Source organism: Micromonospora sp. NPDC047756, from assembly GCF_055587245.1.
Window position 1 is genome coordinate 627,476 of the sequence record NZ_JBVJGQ010000006.1, and the last position, 13,428, is coordinate 640,903.

Genomic DNA, 13,428 nt, shown 5'->3' on the forward strand with positions numbered 1-13,428 from the left:
GGTACGGCTACGCCCTCGATGGGGGTGCCTCCTGCGGACGCAGTGCGGTCAGAAGGCTCTCGAGTTGACCCCAGGCCCGCGCGCTGGCGATGGGGTCGATGTAATCCCTGGACTCGATGATGAGCCCGTCGCGGATACGCATCACGAAGACGCAGGGCACCGTGAACGCCTCACCTGTCTCGGCTACCCGCCCCTGGTAGGCGAACTCGGCGACAATCACCTCCGGGTCCGCAGTCTCATGAACTGTCACGTCGACCGGCTTACGGACCAGCGTCCGGGCGACCGGAGGCGGCGAGGTGAAGTGCTCGTGCAGTTCGTTGCGGCTCCGCAGCGGCGGCGGGTCGAGCGGGTGGAACGGATGCGTCACGTGGGTCTGTTCGGCGTACAGGTCGGCCAGGTCCTCGTACGGACCGTCGCAGACACCGTTCACCAGTCGAAGGAATGTCTCACGTGGGCTGCGCATGCCGGGCTTCCTTCGCGATCGGTAGATGTCACCGGAGCCACGCCGAGGACTACCTCAGGGGTGGCTGGTACCCCAACGACGGCACCCTACTGACCTCAGCCTCGATCTGACTGCCCCGAAGCGCTCTCCTTGCCGGTACCTACCGCATCGTCACCGACCGAGGCGCGTGTCGTAGGTGTGTGTGAGGCTACGAGGCATGGCGACTTTCGTTCTGATCCACGGCGGTGGGGGCAGCGCCTGGGACTGGCATCTCCTCGTCCCCGAGCTGACCAGCCGGGGCCACGACGTGGTGGTGCCGGAACTGCCGATCGAGGACAGATCCGCGGGGTTCGCCGAGTTCTGCCAGACGGTCGTCGACGCGATCGGCGACCGGGGCGACCTCGTGGTCGTCGGGCACTCGTACGGTGCGTTCACCGCGCCGCTCGTCGCCGACAAGCTGCCGGTACGGCTGCTCGTCCTGCTCACACCGATGGTCCCGAGACCTGGCGAGAAGCCGGGTGACTGGTGGGCCAACACCGGTTACCGCAGCGTCGAAGGGCTCAGTGAGGAGCAACAGTTCTTCAACGGTGTCCCGGCCGAGATCATCGCCGAGGCGGCATCGCACAGCCGGGACCAGGTCAGCGCGGAGGGCGACGAGCCGTGGCCCCTGGACGCCTGGCCAGACGTGCCGACGACGGTGCTTCTCGCCCGCGAGGACCGGTTCTTCCCGGCGGACTTCCAGCGTCGGGTTGCCGCCGACCGACTCGGCGTCGTTCCAAACGAGATTGACGGCGGGCACTGTGTGTCACTCAGCCACCCGAAGCAACTCGCCGATCGCCTGACCGCGTACCCGTTGGCCTGAAAGCGTGACCGCGGCCGTCACCGTCCGACCCTTCGGGCGACTGGGCAGGCTCGTCATCCGCCGCCGCAGACGCTGGCCTTCGGGCGTGGGTCCACGACCGTGAGTTGCGCGAACAGCCGGTCGACCTGGTCGGCCAGATCGTCCTGCAGCACCGGGAACACGAGCTGCAACTGCTGCCATGGACGGTCCGGGTAGGTGGTCGGGCGTCCGGGGTGAAACAGGAGCACCACGACCTCGTCACGCCGCCACGGCCACGCGGCTACGGCGTGCAGTTCACAGTTCCAGTGCGCCAGCAACTCGGGCGCGTCACGCAATTTCTCCTCCAGAAGTCTGGCGACCGTTCGCGCGGGCCACTCCCAGGTGGTGTTCAACCGGGCCTGATCCAGTTGGCGGCGGTACTCGTCGGCCTCGAACCGGAACTCCGGCAGATCGACCGACGCGTCGTCGGGGTTTCGCCAGCTCCCCCAGACAACCTGATCGCCGTCCCGGTAAACGGTCACGTAGATCGCGCCGCAGCAACTCTCGGCGCATATCGCGGTGGCGAGCCTCGCTTCGTGCGGCTCGACGTCGGCGCTAAGCGGACCCTGGGGCGCGAGCAGCTCCTCCGGCTGCGCTCCTGGCCCCTCGGAAAACACCTCGTCGAGGATGTCCCGACCGTCGACGATCGGGCGGACCTGCACGGACGAGCCGACCTCCGTGGGGTCGGGGACCACGATGCGCAGGCTCAGAGAATTCGGCACAGGTGAATTGTGCGCTGCGCCCCTGACGATCGACTCAACGGGCGTACGAGCCCAGCCGCCAGCGGGTGAGACGGCCCCCACGGTGACGGTGACGCTGACCCGGGAGCCGGCAACCTAGATCTTGGACAGTTTCCGTTATCGCGTAACGGAAACTGTCCAAGATCTACGTTGCGGCGCCGAGTGAGCGGCGGGGCCGAGCACCGGTCCGGCCGTTTCGGAAGCGACGGTGGGGCGGTGCACGACGGCACCGCCCCACCTCTGGTTGAACGGTTACTGCCAGGAACTCTGCTGGGTGTAGACGAGGTTGCCGGGGATCACGGTGCCGTTGGTGCTGTACTCGGTGTACGCCCAGAAGTCACCCTCGGCCAGCGGCTTGTTCGGCTTCAGCGTGAAGTTGAAGCCCTGGCCGCGCTCCGACGTGGTGGGCAGCGTGAGGGTGGCACCCGAATACGCGGCGTTTCGCCCGATGATGGCGTGACCGAGGTCGAAGTCGACGACGGGAGCACCGGGGTACTGTGCGAACACGTACGCGCTGTAGCGCCCCGGCTCGGGCAGGAACTCGTACGCCTGCTCCGCGCTGGTCCAGTACCTGTCACTGCTGTAGACGAGGGTGTCGCCCTTGTACAGGTAGAGATCCAGGTTCGTGTTCGGGTCGGCGGTGTTGACCTCGACGACGATGCCGGCGGTGTTCGCCGGCACCGTGAAGTCGACCTTCTTCACTCCGGTGGCGCTCGGGTCGAACACGCCCCCGTAGACGCCGGCCGGCATCGAGTACGACGTGCGCCGCATCGGCGTGTAACCGGTGCTGCGACCGACGAGCGGGCCGGTGAAGCCCGGCTGGACCATGCCGAAGGCGCCGTTGGTCATCCGGGCGAACTCCTCGCCGTCGTCGGCGTACGGCCGGGCCGAGATGCCCCACGGACGGGCAGCGACCGGGATCCGGGCGCTGTGGGCCTTACCCTGCCAGGTGATCGACCCGGTCACGTACCGGTCCCACGGTGCGCTGCCTCGACGCAGCGTGATGGTGACCGTCGCGGACTTGCCGGGGGCCAGGGTCACCGATGCCGGCGACACGGTGACCTTCATGCCGGGCAGGCCGGACACCGACGAACGGTAGGTCTCCCGCGCCTTGCCCACGTTGGTCAGGGTCCGGGTGAGGCTCATCGGGCGGGTCCCGTCGTACTCGCGCAACGAGATGGCCGGCAGGTTGAGGGCCTTTCCATCGGGCTCGGTCGTCTCGCTGAACTCGATCAGCTCGGCCGCCGTGGGCTCGATGACCAGTCCCGGGTCGGTGGCCCGGGGCAGGTTGATGAAGCCACTGCCCTGTTCCAGGGGGCTGCTGGTGCCGACGGTGTCGGTGGCGGTGGTGCGCAGCGCGGAGGCGACCGCGCCGGGTGACCAGTCCGGGTGCGTGGCGCGCAGGATCGCCGCGGCCCCGGCCACGTACGGCGAGGCCATCGAGGTGCCGGAGTACGCGTCGTACTGTCGCCCGAAGTTGCCGGCCGGTGAGACCGCGGCGATGATGTTCGATCCGGGCGCGACCAGGTCCGGCTTGAAGACGCCGAGGGTCGTCTTGTCCGGGCCGGTGGAGGAGAAGTCGGCCACGCTCGGGATGCCGGGGACGCTGGAACCGTCGCCGCCGGTGCGCAGTGACACTGTCGCGTCGGTGGGGTGGCGCATCAGGTAGTTGAACAGCGTGCCGGCCTGCTTCTCGGTCGGCAGGTAGACCACCGGGAAGTTGAAGATGGAGTTGATCCGGTAGTTGCCCGGCGGGTCGAAGACCATCATGGCCGCACCGCCCTTGGCCTTGATCTCGGCGGCGGAGCCGAACATGTCGGACAGCGCGCAGGCGACGACCTTGCCCTTGATCTTGGCGGGGTCCAAACTTCCGGGCTCGCAGTAGACCGCGCCCAGATCCGGCGAGCCGGCCTGGTCACCGAAGACCAGCGGCAGTGCGCCTCCGCCGGGCAGGGCGTCCAGCGAGCCGCCGACCAGCTTGGTGCCGTCGCCCAGCTTGGCGGTGGCCTCGTCGAGCTTGGTCACCGCCGCGCCGACGGTGGTCACCCAGGGTGCCGCGTTGCTGATGGCTCCACTCACGATGCCGGTGTTGCCGGCCGACGCCGCGACGAAGACCCCGGCCAGCGAGGCGTTGAGGAACGCCACACCGATCGGGGTGTTGGCCTCCCAGTCGCCGAGGTCGGAGCCGATCGAGAAGTTCAGCACCTGCACACCGTCGGCGACGGCGGCGTCGATTCCGGCGATGATGTCGGCGTCGTAGCCCATGCCGCCCCAGAGCACCTTGTAGACGGCGATCTGGGCATCCGGGGCCACCCCGGTGACCGGGCCGTAGCGGCGACCGTCGATCGTGACGTTCGCGATGGGCAGGCCGGCCGCGGTGGAGGCGGTGTGGGTGCCGTGCCCGGACGCGTCGCGGGGGGACAGGAACTCACCCTCGGGCACCGAGCCGCCGCCGGCCAACCACGAGTCGGCGAAGTACCGGGCACCGACGATCTTGCCGTTGCAGTGCGCGGCCACGAAGGCCACACCGGTCTGGCAGGTGCCGTGCCAGTTCGCGGGAGCGGGCATCTTCTTGGCGAACGACGCGCTTTCTGGCCAGATGCCGGTGTCCAGGACGCCGATCACCATGCCCGCGCCGGTGCCGGGGCCGGGCTTGACCGGCCGGCCGGAACGGTCCGTCGCCGCCGACTGGTCCGCGTCACCCGAGGTGGCGGGCGTCGGGTTGTCGGCGGTCGGCGTGCTGGCGGTGGGCGGCGCGGAGGGGGTGCCGAGGGCCCGCGAGGCGGTGACGGCGCGGACGCGCTTGTCCGCCCGCAACGTGCTCACCTGCTGGGTGGTCAGCTTCGCCGAGAACCCGTTGAAGGCGGTGGTGTAGACGGCGTTGACCGTGACCCCGGCCGCGGCGGCGACGGCGCCCCGCTGCGTGTCGAGGTGCCGGCGGTACGCCTGCGACGGCGTGGACGTCACGTCCAGCCGGTTGCCCGCCGCCGGGCGGGTCCGGGCCAGACCGGACACCCCACCGGTGTACGTGGTCAACGGGTCCTCGGCCAACTCGACGACGTACATGCCGGGGCCGGTCTTGTCGACGGCTGCCTTCGGCGTGGTCGCACGGTTGCCGCCGGGTCGGCGGTCGGCCCCGTCGGTCAGGGTGACCGACGTGTCGGACCCGGCGGTGAAGTAGCCGCCGCCACTGCCGTTACCCGGCGACCCCGAGGGTGCCGCCAACGCCGTTCCCGCGACACCGGTGGTACCGGTGATCAGGGCGACGACCAGCGTCGGTATCGCCAGTCTTCGCAGCCTGTTTCCGCTCGTGCCTGTAGCCACGAGGCTCCTTTCGGTTGCTCCCTTGTGGAGCTGCTCATCGATCGCGACCCGCTCATGGGAGCGCTCCCCCACCTAAGCCGCCGATGGTTAATCGATGGTTTGCGCGGTGTTACGGATCGCCGGTGCGTATAAGATCACGTTCTGCCGGCCGCGCCTAGATCATGTTTTCTGGATGCCGCGGGAGCAGGGCGTACGCCCCGGTCCGAGCAGCGACGCCGTCGGTGCCTCAGTCGGGACAGGCCCGCCGGCGCGGGCACCTTGACGTCCTGGCCGACGTCATCGCGGCGCTGCTGCCCGAGCGGGTCATCATCATCGACGAGTCGGTGAGTTCCGGCACGACCCTCGCCGCCGCCACCGCCGGCGCGCCCCGACACTTCGTGGGACTGGCGACCGCGTTCGGGATGCCCGCCACCCGCGCCACCACCGCCGAGGAACTCGCGGAGCAGTTCTCCGCGGCACTGAACCAGCCGGGCCCACACCTCATCGACGCCACCCTCCCGCCCGCCGCCTAGATCCCGCCGTCCAACCACTGCCGAGCACTGGTCAGTTGCGAGGCCAGACCTGGACCGGCACCCGGGGAAAGGCCGCGGTCAGGAAGTCCTCGGTACGGCGATCCGGCAGGAGGCAGTCCGGCCAGGCATCGAGCACCTCCGGCAGGGTGCGGTGTCCGAGGGCCAACTGAAGGAGGGCGCCCGGCGGGATGGCGGCGTGGGTTCCGGGTTCGGTGGACGGGCTGATGGCGCCGCGCAGGACGCTCACCCCACTCAGCCTGCCGTCGGTGAATTCGAGCCGGGCGGCGCGGCCGTACATGTCGATGGTCATCGTCGGCTCACGCCACCGCAGGTCGGCTGCCTGCCAGCGGGCCTGTAAGAGCGGCCGCAGCCGGGCAAGCAGGTCGGCCGGGTCACTGCTGCGGACGTACCAGCCTCTGGGCCGCCTCGGCACGCCAGCCGGGCTGAGCCGGACCAGTGGGTGCTCGGGGCCGAGGATGGGGCGGACCGCCGTGAACGGCCCCGGTGCCGACGCCTCGTACCGCCGCCCTACCTGAGCGAGGTGTGTGTGCATGGCGGCGGCAGCCTGCGGCCAGTCGGCCGATCGACTGGTCGCGGCCGCGAACACGTTCAGCTCGCCGGCTGCGGAGAGCCGGGAACCGTGCACCAGGTAGCCGCTCACATCGATGCCCTGGACCAGCACCGTGACCTCCCGCCGGGCGAGATCCGCCGGACGGCGACCGGCGATCTCATACCGCCACACCGCGGCGTCTCTCGGGCAGAGCAGGACGTCCCCGCCAGCGAGCCGTCGGTCGATGCGGGCGAGCGCGTCCGCGTCGGCGACGGTGGCCGGGCGGACCGCGAGGCCGTTGGATCGGTCCGGCGCAATGGCCGGCAGCACTGTGGCGGGCACCGTCGGAGCGCCGTCGTTCGCCAGGGCGTAGTCGTAGCCGAGCCGCCGGTAGAAGTACGGGATCCCCTCGATCACCTGCACGGGCACCCCATCGGCCGCGTACCGCTGGTGCAGTGCGGTGAACATCCGTTCGGTGAGCTGGTTGCCCCGGTGCTCGGGTGCCGTTCCGACCAGCTCGACCTGGGCCACGGGCAGCCGAACCCCGGCAAGGCTCCAGTGCTGCCGCAGCCCCACCAGACTTGCCACCGGGCGGCCGGTGGCCGAATCCTCGGCGACCAGGAAGTCGTCGGGCACGACGGATGGGTGACCGTCCAGCAGGTCTTCCACCCAGGCAGCGATGCCTGGGTGCGGCCGGCCGTCGGTCACCGCCTGGAGCTGAACCGAGGCGTGCAGGCGGGCCAGTTCGACGGCGTCGCTGGCTCGGCCGGACCGAACCACGTATCGGTCGCTCTCCGGTGTCATGCCGTGTCTCCCCAGGGGTTCCGATGCGGACTCTCTCCACAATGGTTGCACGGCCGAACCATCTGGTTGTACCGTCGAACCATGCAGGCTGGTGAGCTCGACGCGGCGCAGGAGGCGCTGATGCGTTTCGTCCGCAACTTCGGTCTCCATCAGCCCGACCGGACACCCTGCGGGCAGCCCCTACCGGTGTCGGAAGCTCACGCCATGGTGGAGATCGCCCGGGAAGGGCAGCTCCGGCAGGTGGAGTTGGCTCGCCGGCTGCGTCTGGAGAAGAGCAGCGTCAGCCGCCTGGTCACCAACCTGGTCAACCGGGGGTGGGTGCACCGAGAGACGGCCGAGGGTGACGGCCGTGGCGTCCTGCTCCTGCTGACTCCCGCGGGCACCACGGCCGCCGCCCGACAGGCCGATGCCCGTCGGGCCCGGCTCACCGCCCTGCTCGATCGCGTGCCCGACGACCAGCGCGCGGCAGTGGTGCGTGCGCTCCAGACCCTCGCGGAGGCCACCGGTGAAACGTTCTGACCGCCCTCGCCCCCATCGGGCTCTCCTCCTGGCAGCCGTCGCCGCCGCCGCGCTGATCGGTGGTTGCGCCGACGACGCCGCGCCGTCGACACCGACAACGACCACCTCCGAACGACAGGCCGACGTCGCCGAACGCGGCGCTTCGGTCATGCCGTTCGACCTGGAACGCACCACGCACCGCTTCACGACGACCGACACCGGCGGCGTGCAGACCGTGGTCGCGGACGACCCCCGGGACATCACCCAGGTCACCCTGGTCCAACAGCACCTGAGCGCCGAGGTCGATCGGTTCCGGCGCGGTGACTTCGGCGACCCCGCCCGCATCCACGGCACCGACATGCCGGGCCTGGCAACCCTTCGGGCGCACGGCGGACGGATCGCCATCACGTACGAAGCCGTTCCCGACGGCGCACGCGCCACCTACTCCACGGACGACGCGGCGCTTCGCGATGCCCTGCACCACTGGTTCGACGCCCAGGTCAGCGACCACGGCTCGCACGCCACCCGCTAAGCGCCACCAACCGACTGGCCCGCGCCACCTCGGCGGCGCCAGAGCACCGTGCACGCCGCGGCCAGGGCCAGCCCGAGCAGCGGCGCGACACCCACCCCGGCGAGCGTGCAGACCACCGCGAGCAGCGCCGGTGGTATCCAGCACCAGGCGGGCACGGTACGCGGGGCATGACCGCGACGGCGGGCCGCCGCTTCCACTGCCATCGGCACCACCAGCACCGGCAACGCGGCGGCCAGCAGGGTCAGCCAGGGCAGCACCAGACGGTCGAACCGCGCCACCGCCAGCATCCCGCCGAGCACCGCGACGAGCAGCATCGCCGCCCGCGCCGGCACTCGGGGAGCCAGGCCACGCAACGCCAGGGAACCGGAGTACATGGTGGTCAGCGCCGCCGCGAAGACCGCCACCGCGACGAACAGATTCGCGTACGCGGCCAGCCCCGAGCCGGCGGCGAGCAGCGCGACCACGTCGGCCGAGCCGGTCCGCAGCCACAGGCCGGCCCCGGCGAGCACCCCGAGCAGCGCCGGCCCGACCAGCAGCCCCACGCACCAGGCCAGGTCCCGCCTTCGGGAGAGGCCCACGCTGAAGTCCGGTGCGCGCAGCGCGAACACGGCCGCGTACCCGATCAGCGCGGCGGCGTCGGCGAGCCCGCCGTTGGCGAGGCGGACCGGCGCACCGGGTGGGGGAAGCACCGTCAGGCACCAGCCGACCAGCACCACCGCGCTGAGCGTGGTGACCACCGCGACCCGGTTACCGAACTGGGCCGGCGCCCAGGAGACGGCGAGGACCGCCACCTCCAGCAGCACCGGCCCGGCCCAGCCGGGCAGATGGGTCAGCGCGGCCAGCGAGGCCCCGCCGAGCCCGACGTTGAACCCGTTCCACCCGACCATCGACACGGCCAGCACCACCGCCAGCAGCAGCCGCGAGGTGTCCCCCAGGTACGCGGGCAGCACCGCTGTCAACGTCCCGCCGTCGCCGAGCGGCCGACGCAGCCCGATCCGGCCCTGCCCCCAGAGCAGGGCCGCCATCAGCGCCCCGCCGACCAGCAGCCCCGCCACCGGCACCGCCCCGCCGTGTCGGGCGGCCATCGCCGCGCCGAGGACCAGCGTGGCGGGTGCGGTGCCGATGCCCAGCCACGCGCCGACAGCCGCCGGCCACCGCCGTTTCGGGCTGTCAGGCAACGTGGCGCAGGTAGCCGGCGATCGCGGCGTCGAGCACCTCCGCGCCCGGACGTGCCCACACCTCGGCGGAGAAGACCTCCACCTCGATCGGGCCGACGTAGCCGGCCGCGTCCACCGCCTCGCGCAGCCGACGCAGCTCGATGCAGCCGTCGCCGGGCAACGCCCGGCCGAGCAGCACCCCCTCCGGCAGCGGGGTCACCCAGTCGCACACCTGGAACGCGGCGATCCACTCGCCCGCCCGCGCGATCTGCGCGTACACCGTGTCGTCCCACCAGACGTGGTACGCGTCGACGACCACGCCGACCACCGTCGGGTCGAACCGCTCGGCGATGTCCAACGCCTGGCCGAGGGTGGCGATCACGCACCGGTCGGCGGCGAACATCGGGTGCAGCGGCTCGATGGCCAGTCGCACCCCGGCGGCCTCGGCGTGCGGTGCCAGCTCGCCGATCGCGTCGGCGACCCGACGCCGGGCGCCGTCGACGTCCCGGCTGCCGACCGGCAGCCCACCGGAGACCAGCACCAGCTCCGGGGCGCCCAGGGCGGCGGCCTCCTCGATGGCCCGCAGGTTCTCCGCGCGCCAGTCGTCGGCGGAGAAGAACCCGCCCCGACACAGCGACGTGACGGCGAGGCCGGCGTCGCGGACCAGTTTCGCCGATCGGGCCAACCCGTACTCGGCCACCGGCTCCCGCCACAGGCCGATGCCCGACACGCCGGCCGCCACGCACCCGGCCACCACGTCGGGCAACGGCCAGCGCTGGGCGGTCGCCTGGTTGAACGAGAACCGGGCGAGGCTCACTGGGCTGCTCTCCGCTCGCGACTGCGGGGCTCGCACAACCGGCTCGCTCCTCGCGCTCACTGCTCCACCCCCGCCACGGTGAACAGCGCTCGGGCGCGGGCGGCGGCCAGGTCGGCGTCGGGCAGCAGCCCGGCCGCGTCGGCCAGGGTGAGCAGGGTGGCCAGGTGCGCCGGAGAGCGGCCGGACTGCGCGCCACCGACCATCGTGAAATGGTCCTGGTGCCCGGCCAGCCAGGCCAGGAACACGATCCCCGTCTTGTAGTGCCAGGTCGGCGCCGCGAACAGGTGCCGGGCCAGGGGCACTGTGGGCCCGAAGATCTCGTCGTACGCCGGCAGGTCCCCCCGGTCCAGGGCGGCCAGCGCGGCGGCGGCGGCCGGCGCGATGGCCGCGAACACCCCGAGCAGCGCGTCGGAGTGACCCACCTCGTCACCCCGGATCAGCTCCGGATAGTGGAAGTCGTCACCGGTGTAGAGGCGTACCCCGGCCGGCAGGCGGCGGCGCAACGCGACCTCCCGGTCGGCGTCCAGGAGCGACACCTTGATGCCGTCCACCATGGACTGGCGCGCTTTGATCAGCTCGATCACCGTGTCGGCGGCCAGGTCCAGGTCGACCGCACCCCAGTAGCCGGTCAACGCCGGGTCGAACATCGGACCCAGCCAGTGCAGCACCACCGGTTCGTCGGCGGCGCTGAGCAGTTCGTCGTACACCCGCAGGTAGTCCTCCGGGCCGCGTGCGGCGGCGGCCAGGTGCCGGCTGCACATCAGCACCGGTCGGGCGCCGGCGGCGCGAACGTCGTCGAGCTGCTCGGCGTACGCGGCGGTGACCGCCGCCAGGGTGGCCGGGCCGGCGGGCAGCTGGTCGGTGTTGACCCCGGCGACGATCCGACCGCCGACCGCGCGGGCCTCGGCGGCGCTGCGGCGGATCAGCTCCCGGGTGGCCGGATAGTCCAGCCCCATCCCCCGCTGGGCGGTGTCCATCGCCTCGGCGACCCCGAGCCCGTACGACCAGAGATGCCGTCGGAAGGCGAGGGTGGTGTCCCAGTCCACCGCCGCCGGGGCACCCGGCACGTTCTCCGCGCCCGGGTCGGCGACCACGTGCGCGGCGGCGTACGCGATCCGGCTGGTCGCCGGCGCGTCCGGCGCGGCGAAGCCGCCACCCCCGGCCAGCCGGTGTCGCCGTCCACCGGGCAACACCACCTCGGCGCTCATGAGCGCAGCTCCGGCACCTCGACACGCGCGCCCTCGCGGGCCGAGCGCAGCCCCAGCTCGGCGAGCTGCACGCCGCGCGCGCCGGCCAGGAAGTCCCACCGGAACGGCTCACCGGCCACCACGTGCCGCAGGTACGCCTCCCACTGCACCTTGAAGCCGTTGTCGAACTCCTCGTTGTCGGGCACCTCGGCCCACTGGGCGCGGAAGTCCTCGGTGGCCGGCAGGTCCGGGTTCCACACCGGCTTCGGGGTGAGGGCCCGGTGCTGCACCCGGCAGTTACGCAGGCCGGCGATGGCGCTGCCCTCGACGCCGTCGACCTGGAACTCCACCAGCTCGTCGCGGTAGACCCGCACGGCCCAGGAGGAGTTGATCTGCGCGATCACACCGCCGTCGAGTTCGAAGATGCCGTACGCGGCGTCGTCGGCGGTGGCCGCGTACGGGTGACCGGCCTCGTCGACCCGTTCGGGCACGTGGGTGGCGGTCACGCAGGAGACGGCGGTGACCCGGCCGAACAGCTCCTCCAGCACGTAGTGCCAGTGCGGGAACATGTCGACCACGATGCCGCCGCCGTCCTCGGTCCGGTAGTTCCACGACGGCCGCTGGGCGGGCTGCCAGTCGCCCTCGAAGACCCAGTACCCGAACTCGCCGCGCACCGAGAGGATCCGGCCGAAGAAGCCGCCGTCGATGAGGCGCTTGAGCTTGCGCAGACCGGGCAGGAAGAGTTTGTCCTGCACGACACCGGTGCGGACGCCGGCCGCGTCCGCCGCCCGGGCCAGGTCGAGGGCCGCCGCGGTGTCCTCGGCGAGGGGCTTCTCCGTGTAGATGTGCTTGCCGGCCTCGATGGCCTGCCGGATCGCCTTCTCCCGCTGCTGGGTGACCTGCGCGTCGAAGTAGATCTCGACGTCGTCGCGGGCCAGCGCCGAGGTCAGGTCGGTGGTCCACTCGGTCAGCCCGTGCCGCTCGGCGATCTCCCGCAGCTTCGTCTCGTTGCGCCCGACCAGGACCGGTTCCGGCCAGATGGTGGTGCCGTCGGCCAACGCCACACCACCGGATTCGCGGATGGCCAGCAGCGACCGGACGAGGTGCTGCCGGTAGCCCATCCGTCCGGTCACGCCGTTGACGATGATGCCGATCGACCTGCGGGTCATGGTGTTCCTTCCGTCGTGCTGGTCGTGCCGATCCGCGCTCAGTGGTTGGCGGCTGCGCTGCCGAGCAACCCACGCAGGTCGGTGGCGAGCCGGTCGAAGCGGGGGTCCGACATCACCTGCGCGTAGTCGCGGTGCGCCGGCAGCTCGACCGAAAAGGTGCGGATGATCCGGCCGGGCCGCGGACTCATCACCACGACCCGGGTGCCGAGGAAGACCGCCTCGGCGATGGAGTGGGTGACCAGCACCACCGTGGTCCCGGTCTCGCGCCAGATCCGGTGCAGTTCGGCGTTCATCTGCTCCCGGGTCAGCGCGTCCAGGGCGCCGAACGGTTCGTCCATGAGCAGCACCGGCGGGGAGTGCAGCAGCGCGCGGCAGAGCGCCACCCGCTGCTGCATGCCGCCGGACAGCTCGTGTGGTAAAGCCTTCTCGAAGCCGGTGAGGCCGGTCATCTCGATCAGTTCGTCGGCCCGGCGGGCCGCCTGCGCCCGGTCCATGCCGCGCATCTCGGCCTGGAGCAGGATGTTGGCTCGGGCGCCGCGCCATTCCAGCAACGCGGCCTTCTGGAAGACGAAGCCGATCTCCTTCTGCGGACCGCGCACCGGGCGCTCCAGCAGCGACACCTCACCGCTGGTCGGCTTGACCAACCCCGCGACGATCTTCAGGAGGGTGGACTTGCCGCAGCCGGACGGGCCGACGATCGTGACGAACTCGCCCGGCTCGATGTTCAGCGACACGTCGTCCAACGCGGTGGTCTGTGTCCGTCGGGTGGTGAACCGGACGGTCAGGCCGGACATTCCGATGGCGGTGCCGGTGGCT

The 13,428-nt window shown here is 71.4% G+C and carries 13 protein-coding genes; 4 read left to right on the plus strand and 9 right to left on the minus strand.

The window, feature by feature from the left end:
• Positions 1-7 precede the first annotated feature (7 nt).
• Positions 8-463, minus strand: coding sequence for a nuclear transport factor 2 family protein (locus ACZ6NZ_RS22995; RefSeq protein WP_465860061.1), 456 nt, complete (start codon positions 461-463; stop codon positions 8-10).
• A 196-nt stretch (positions 464-659) separates the two neighbouring features.
• Between ACZ6NZ_RS22995 and ACZ6NZ_RS23000 the strand changes: the two genes are divergently transcribed.
• Positions 660-1,304 (plus strand): alpha/beta fold hydrolase, encoded by a 645-nt coding sequence (locus ACZ6NZ_RS23000; RefSeq protein ID WP_465860062.1) that lies wholly within the window; start codon positions 660-662, stop codon positions 1,302-1,304.
• A 53-nt stretch (positions 1,305-1,357) separates the two neighbouring features.
• On the opposite strand, the gene ACZ6NZ_RS23005 is transcribed toward ACZ6NZ_RS23000, so the two are convergent.
• Positions 1,358-1,984, minus strand: coding sequence for a hypothetical protein (locus ACZ6NZ_RS23005; protein WP_465860063.1), 627 nt, complete (start codon positions 1,982-1,984; stop codon positions 1,358-1,360).
• A gap of 330 nt (positions 1,985-2,314) precedes the next feature.
• Positions 2,315-5,386: a S8 family serine peptidase gene (locus tag ACZ6NZ_RS23010; protein ID WP_465860064.1), complete on the minus strand. Its 3,072-nt coding sequence runs from the start codon at positions 5,384-5,386 to the stop codon at positions 2,315-2,317.
• 221 nt (positions 5,387-5,607) lie between these two features.
• Here ACZ6NZ_RS23010 and ACZ6NZ_RS23015 point away from each other — a divergent pair, with 221 nt between their 5' ends.
• On the plus strand, positions 5,608-5,898 hold the full coding sequence (locus ACZ6NZ_RS23015) for a thiamine pyrophosphate-dependent enzyme (protein WP_465860065.1): 291 nt from the start codon (positions 5,608-5,610) through the stop codon (positions 5,896-5,898).
• Between the two features lie 31 nt (positions 5,899-5,929).
• On the opposite strand, the gene ACZ6NZ_RS23020 is transcribed toward ACZ6NZ_RS23015, so the two are convergent.
• Positions 5,930-7,252 (minus strand): GNAT family N-acetyltransferase, encoded by a 1,323-nt coding sequence (locus ACZ6NZ_RS23020; protein ID WP_465860066.1) that lies wholly within the window; start codon positions 7,250-7,252, stop codon positions 5,930-5,932.
• 81 nt (positions 7,253-7,333) lie between these two features.
• Between ACZ6NZ_RS23020 and ACZ6NZ_RS23025 the strand changes: the two genes are divergently transcribed.
• Positions 7,334-7,771: a MarR family winged helix-turn-helix transcriptional regulator gene (locus ACZ6NZ_RS23025; RefSeq protein ID WP_366606641.1), complete on the plus strand. Its 438-nt coding sequence runs from the start codon at positions 7,334-7,336 to the stop codon at positions 7,769-7,771.
• Positions 7,758-8,282, plus strand: coding sequence for a hypothetical protein (locus ACZ6NZ_RS23030; RefSeq protein ID WP_465860067.1), 525 nt, complete (start codon positions 7,758-7,760; stop codon positions 8,280-8,282). The genes ACZ6NZ_RS23025 and ACZ6NZ_RS23030 overlap by 14 nt, the downstream gene beginning before the upstream one ends.
• On the opposite strand, the gene ACZ6NZ_RS23035 is transcribed toward ACZ6NZ_RS23030, so the two are convergent.
• From ACZ6NZ_RS23035 to ACZ6NZ_RS23055, 5 genes are read right to left on the minus strand one after another with little or no spacing between them, the layout of a single operon-like run.
• Positions 8,279-9,460, minus strand: a complete 1,182-nt coding sequence (locus ACZ6NZ_RS23035) for a purine-cytosine permease family protein (protein WP_465860068.1) — start codon at positions 9,458-9,460, stop codon at positions 8,279-8,281. The two genes, ACZ6NZ_RS23030 and ACZ6NZ_RS23035, sit on opposite strands and share 4 nt — an antisense overlap.
• Entirely contained in the window at positions 9,453-10,256 is an 804-nt protein-coding gene (locus tag ACZ6NZ_RS23040; RefSeq protein WP_465860069.1) for a sugar phosphate isomerase/epimerase family protein, read from the minus strand. Before ACZ6NZ_RS23040 ends, ACZ6NZ_RS23035 begins: the two co-directional genes overlap by 8 nt.
• Positions 10,257-10,312: 56 nt before the next feature.
• A complete protein-coding gene (locus ACZ6NZ_RS23045; protein ID WP_465860070.1) occupies positions 10,313-11,464 on the minus strand; it encodes a dihydrodipicolinate synthase family protein in 1,152 nt (383 codons plus the stop codon).
• Positions 11,461-12,612: a Gfo/Idh/MocA family protein gene (locus tag ACZ6NZ_RS23050; protein WP_465860071.1), complete on the minus strand. Its 1,152-nt coding sequence runs from the start codon at positions 12,610-12,612 to the stop codon at positions 11,461-11,463. Before ACZ6NZ_RS23050 ends, ACZ6NZ_RS23045 begins: the two co-directional genes overlap by 4 nt.
• A 38-nt stretch (positions 12,613-12,650) precedes the next feature.
• The gene (locus ACZ6NZ_RS23055; protein ID WP_465860132.1) at positions 12,651-13,406 is read right to left on the minus strand and encodes an ABC transporter ATP-binding protein; all 756 of its coding nucleotides are present in this window, start codon (positions 13,404-13,406) and stop codon (positions 12,651-12,653) included.
• Positions 13,407-13,428 lie beyond the last annotated feature (22 nt).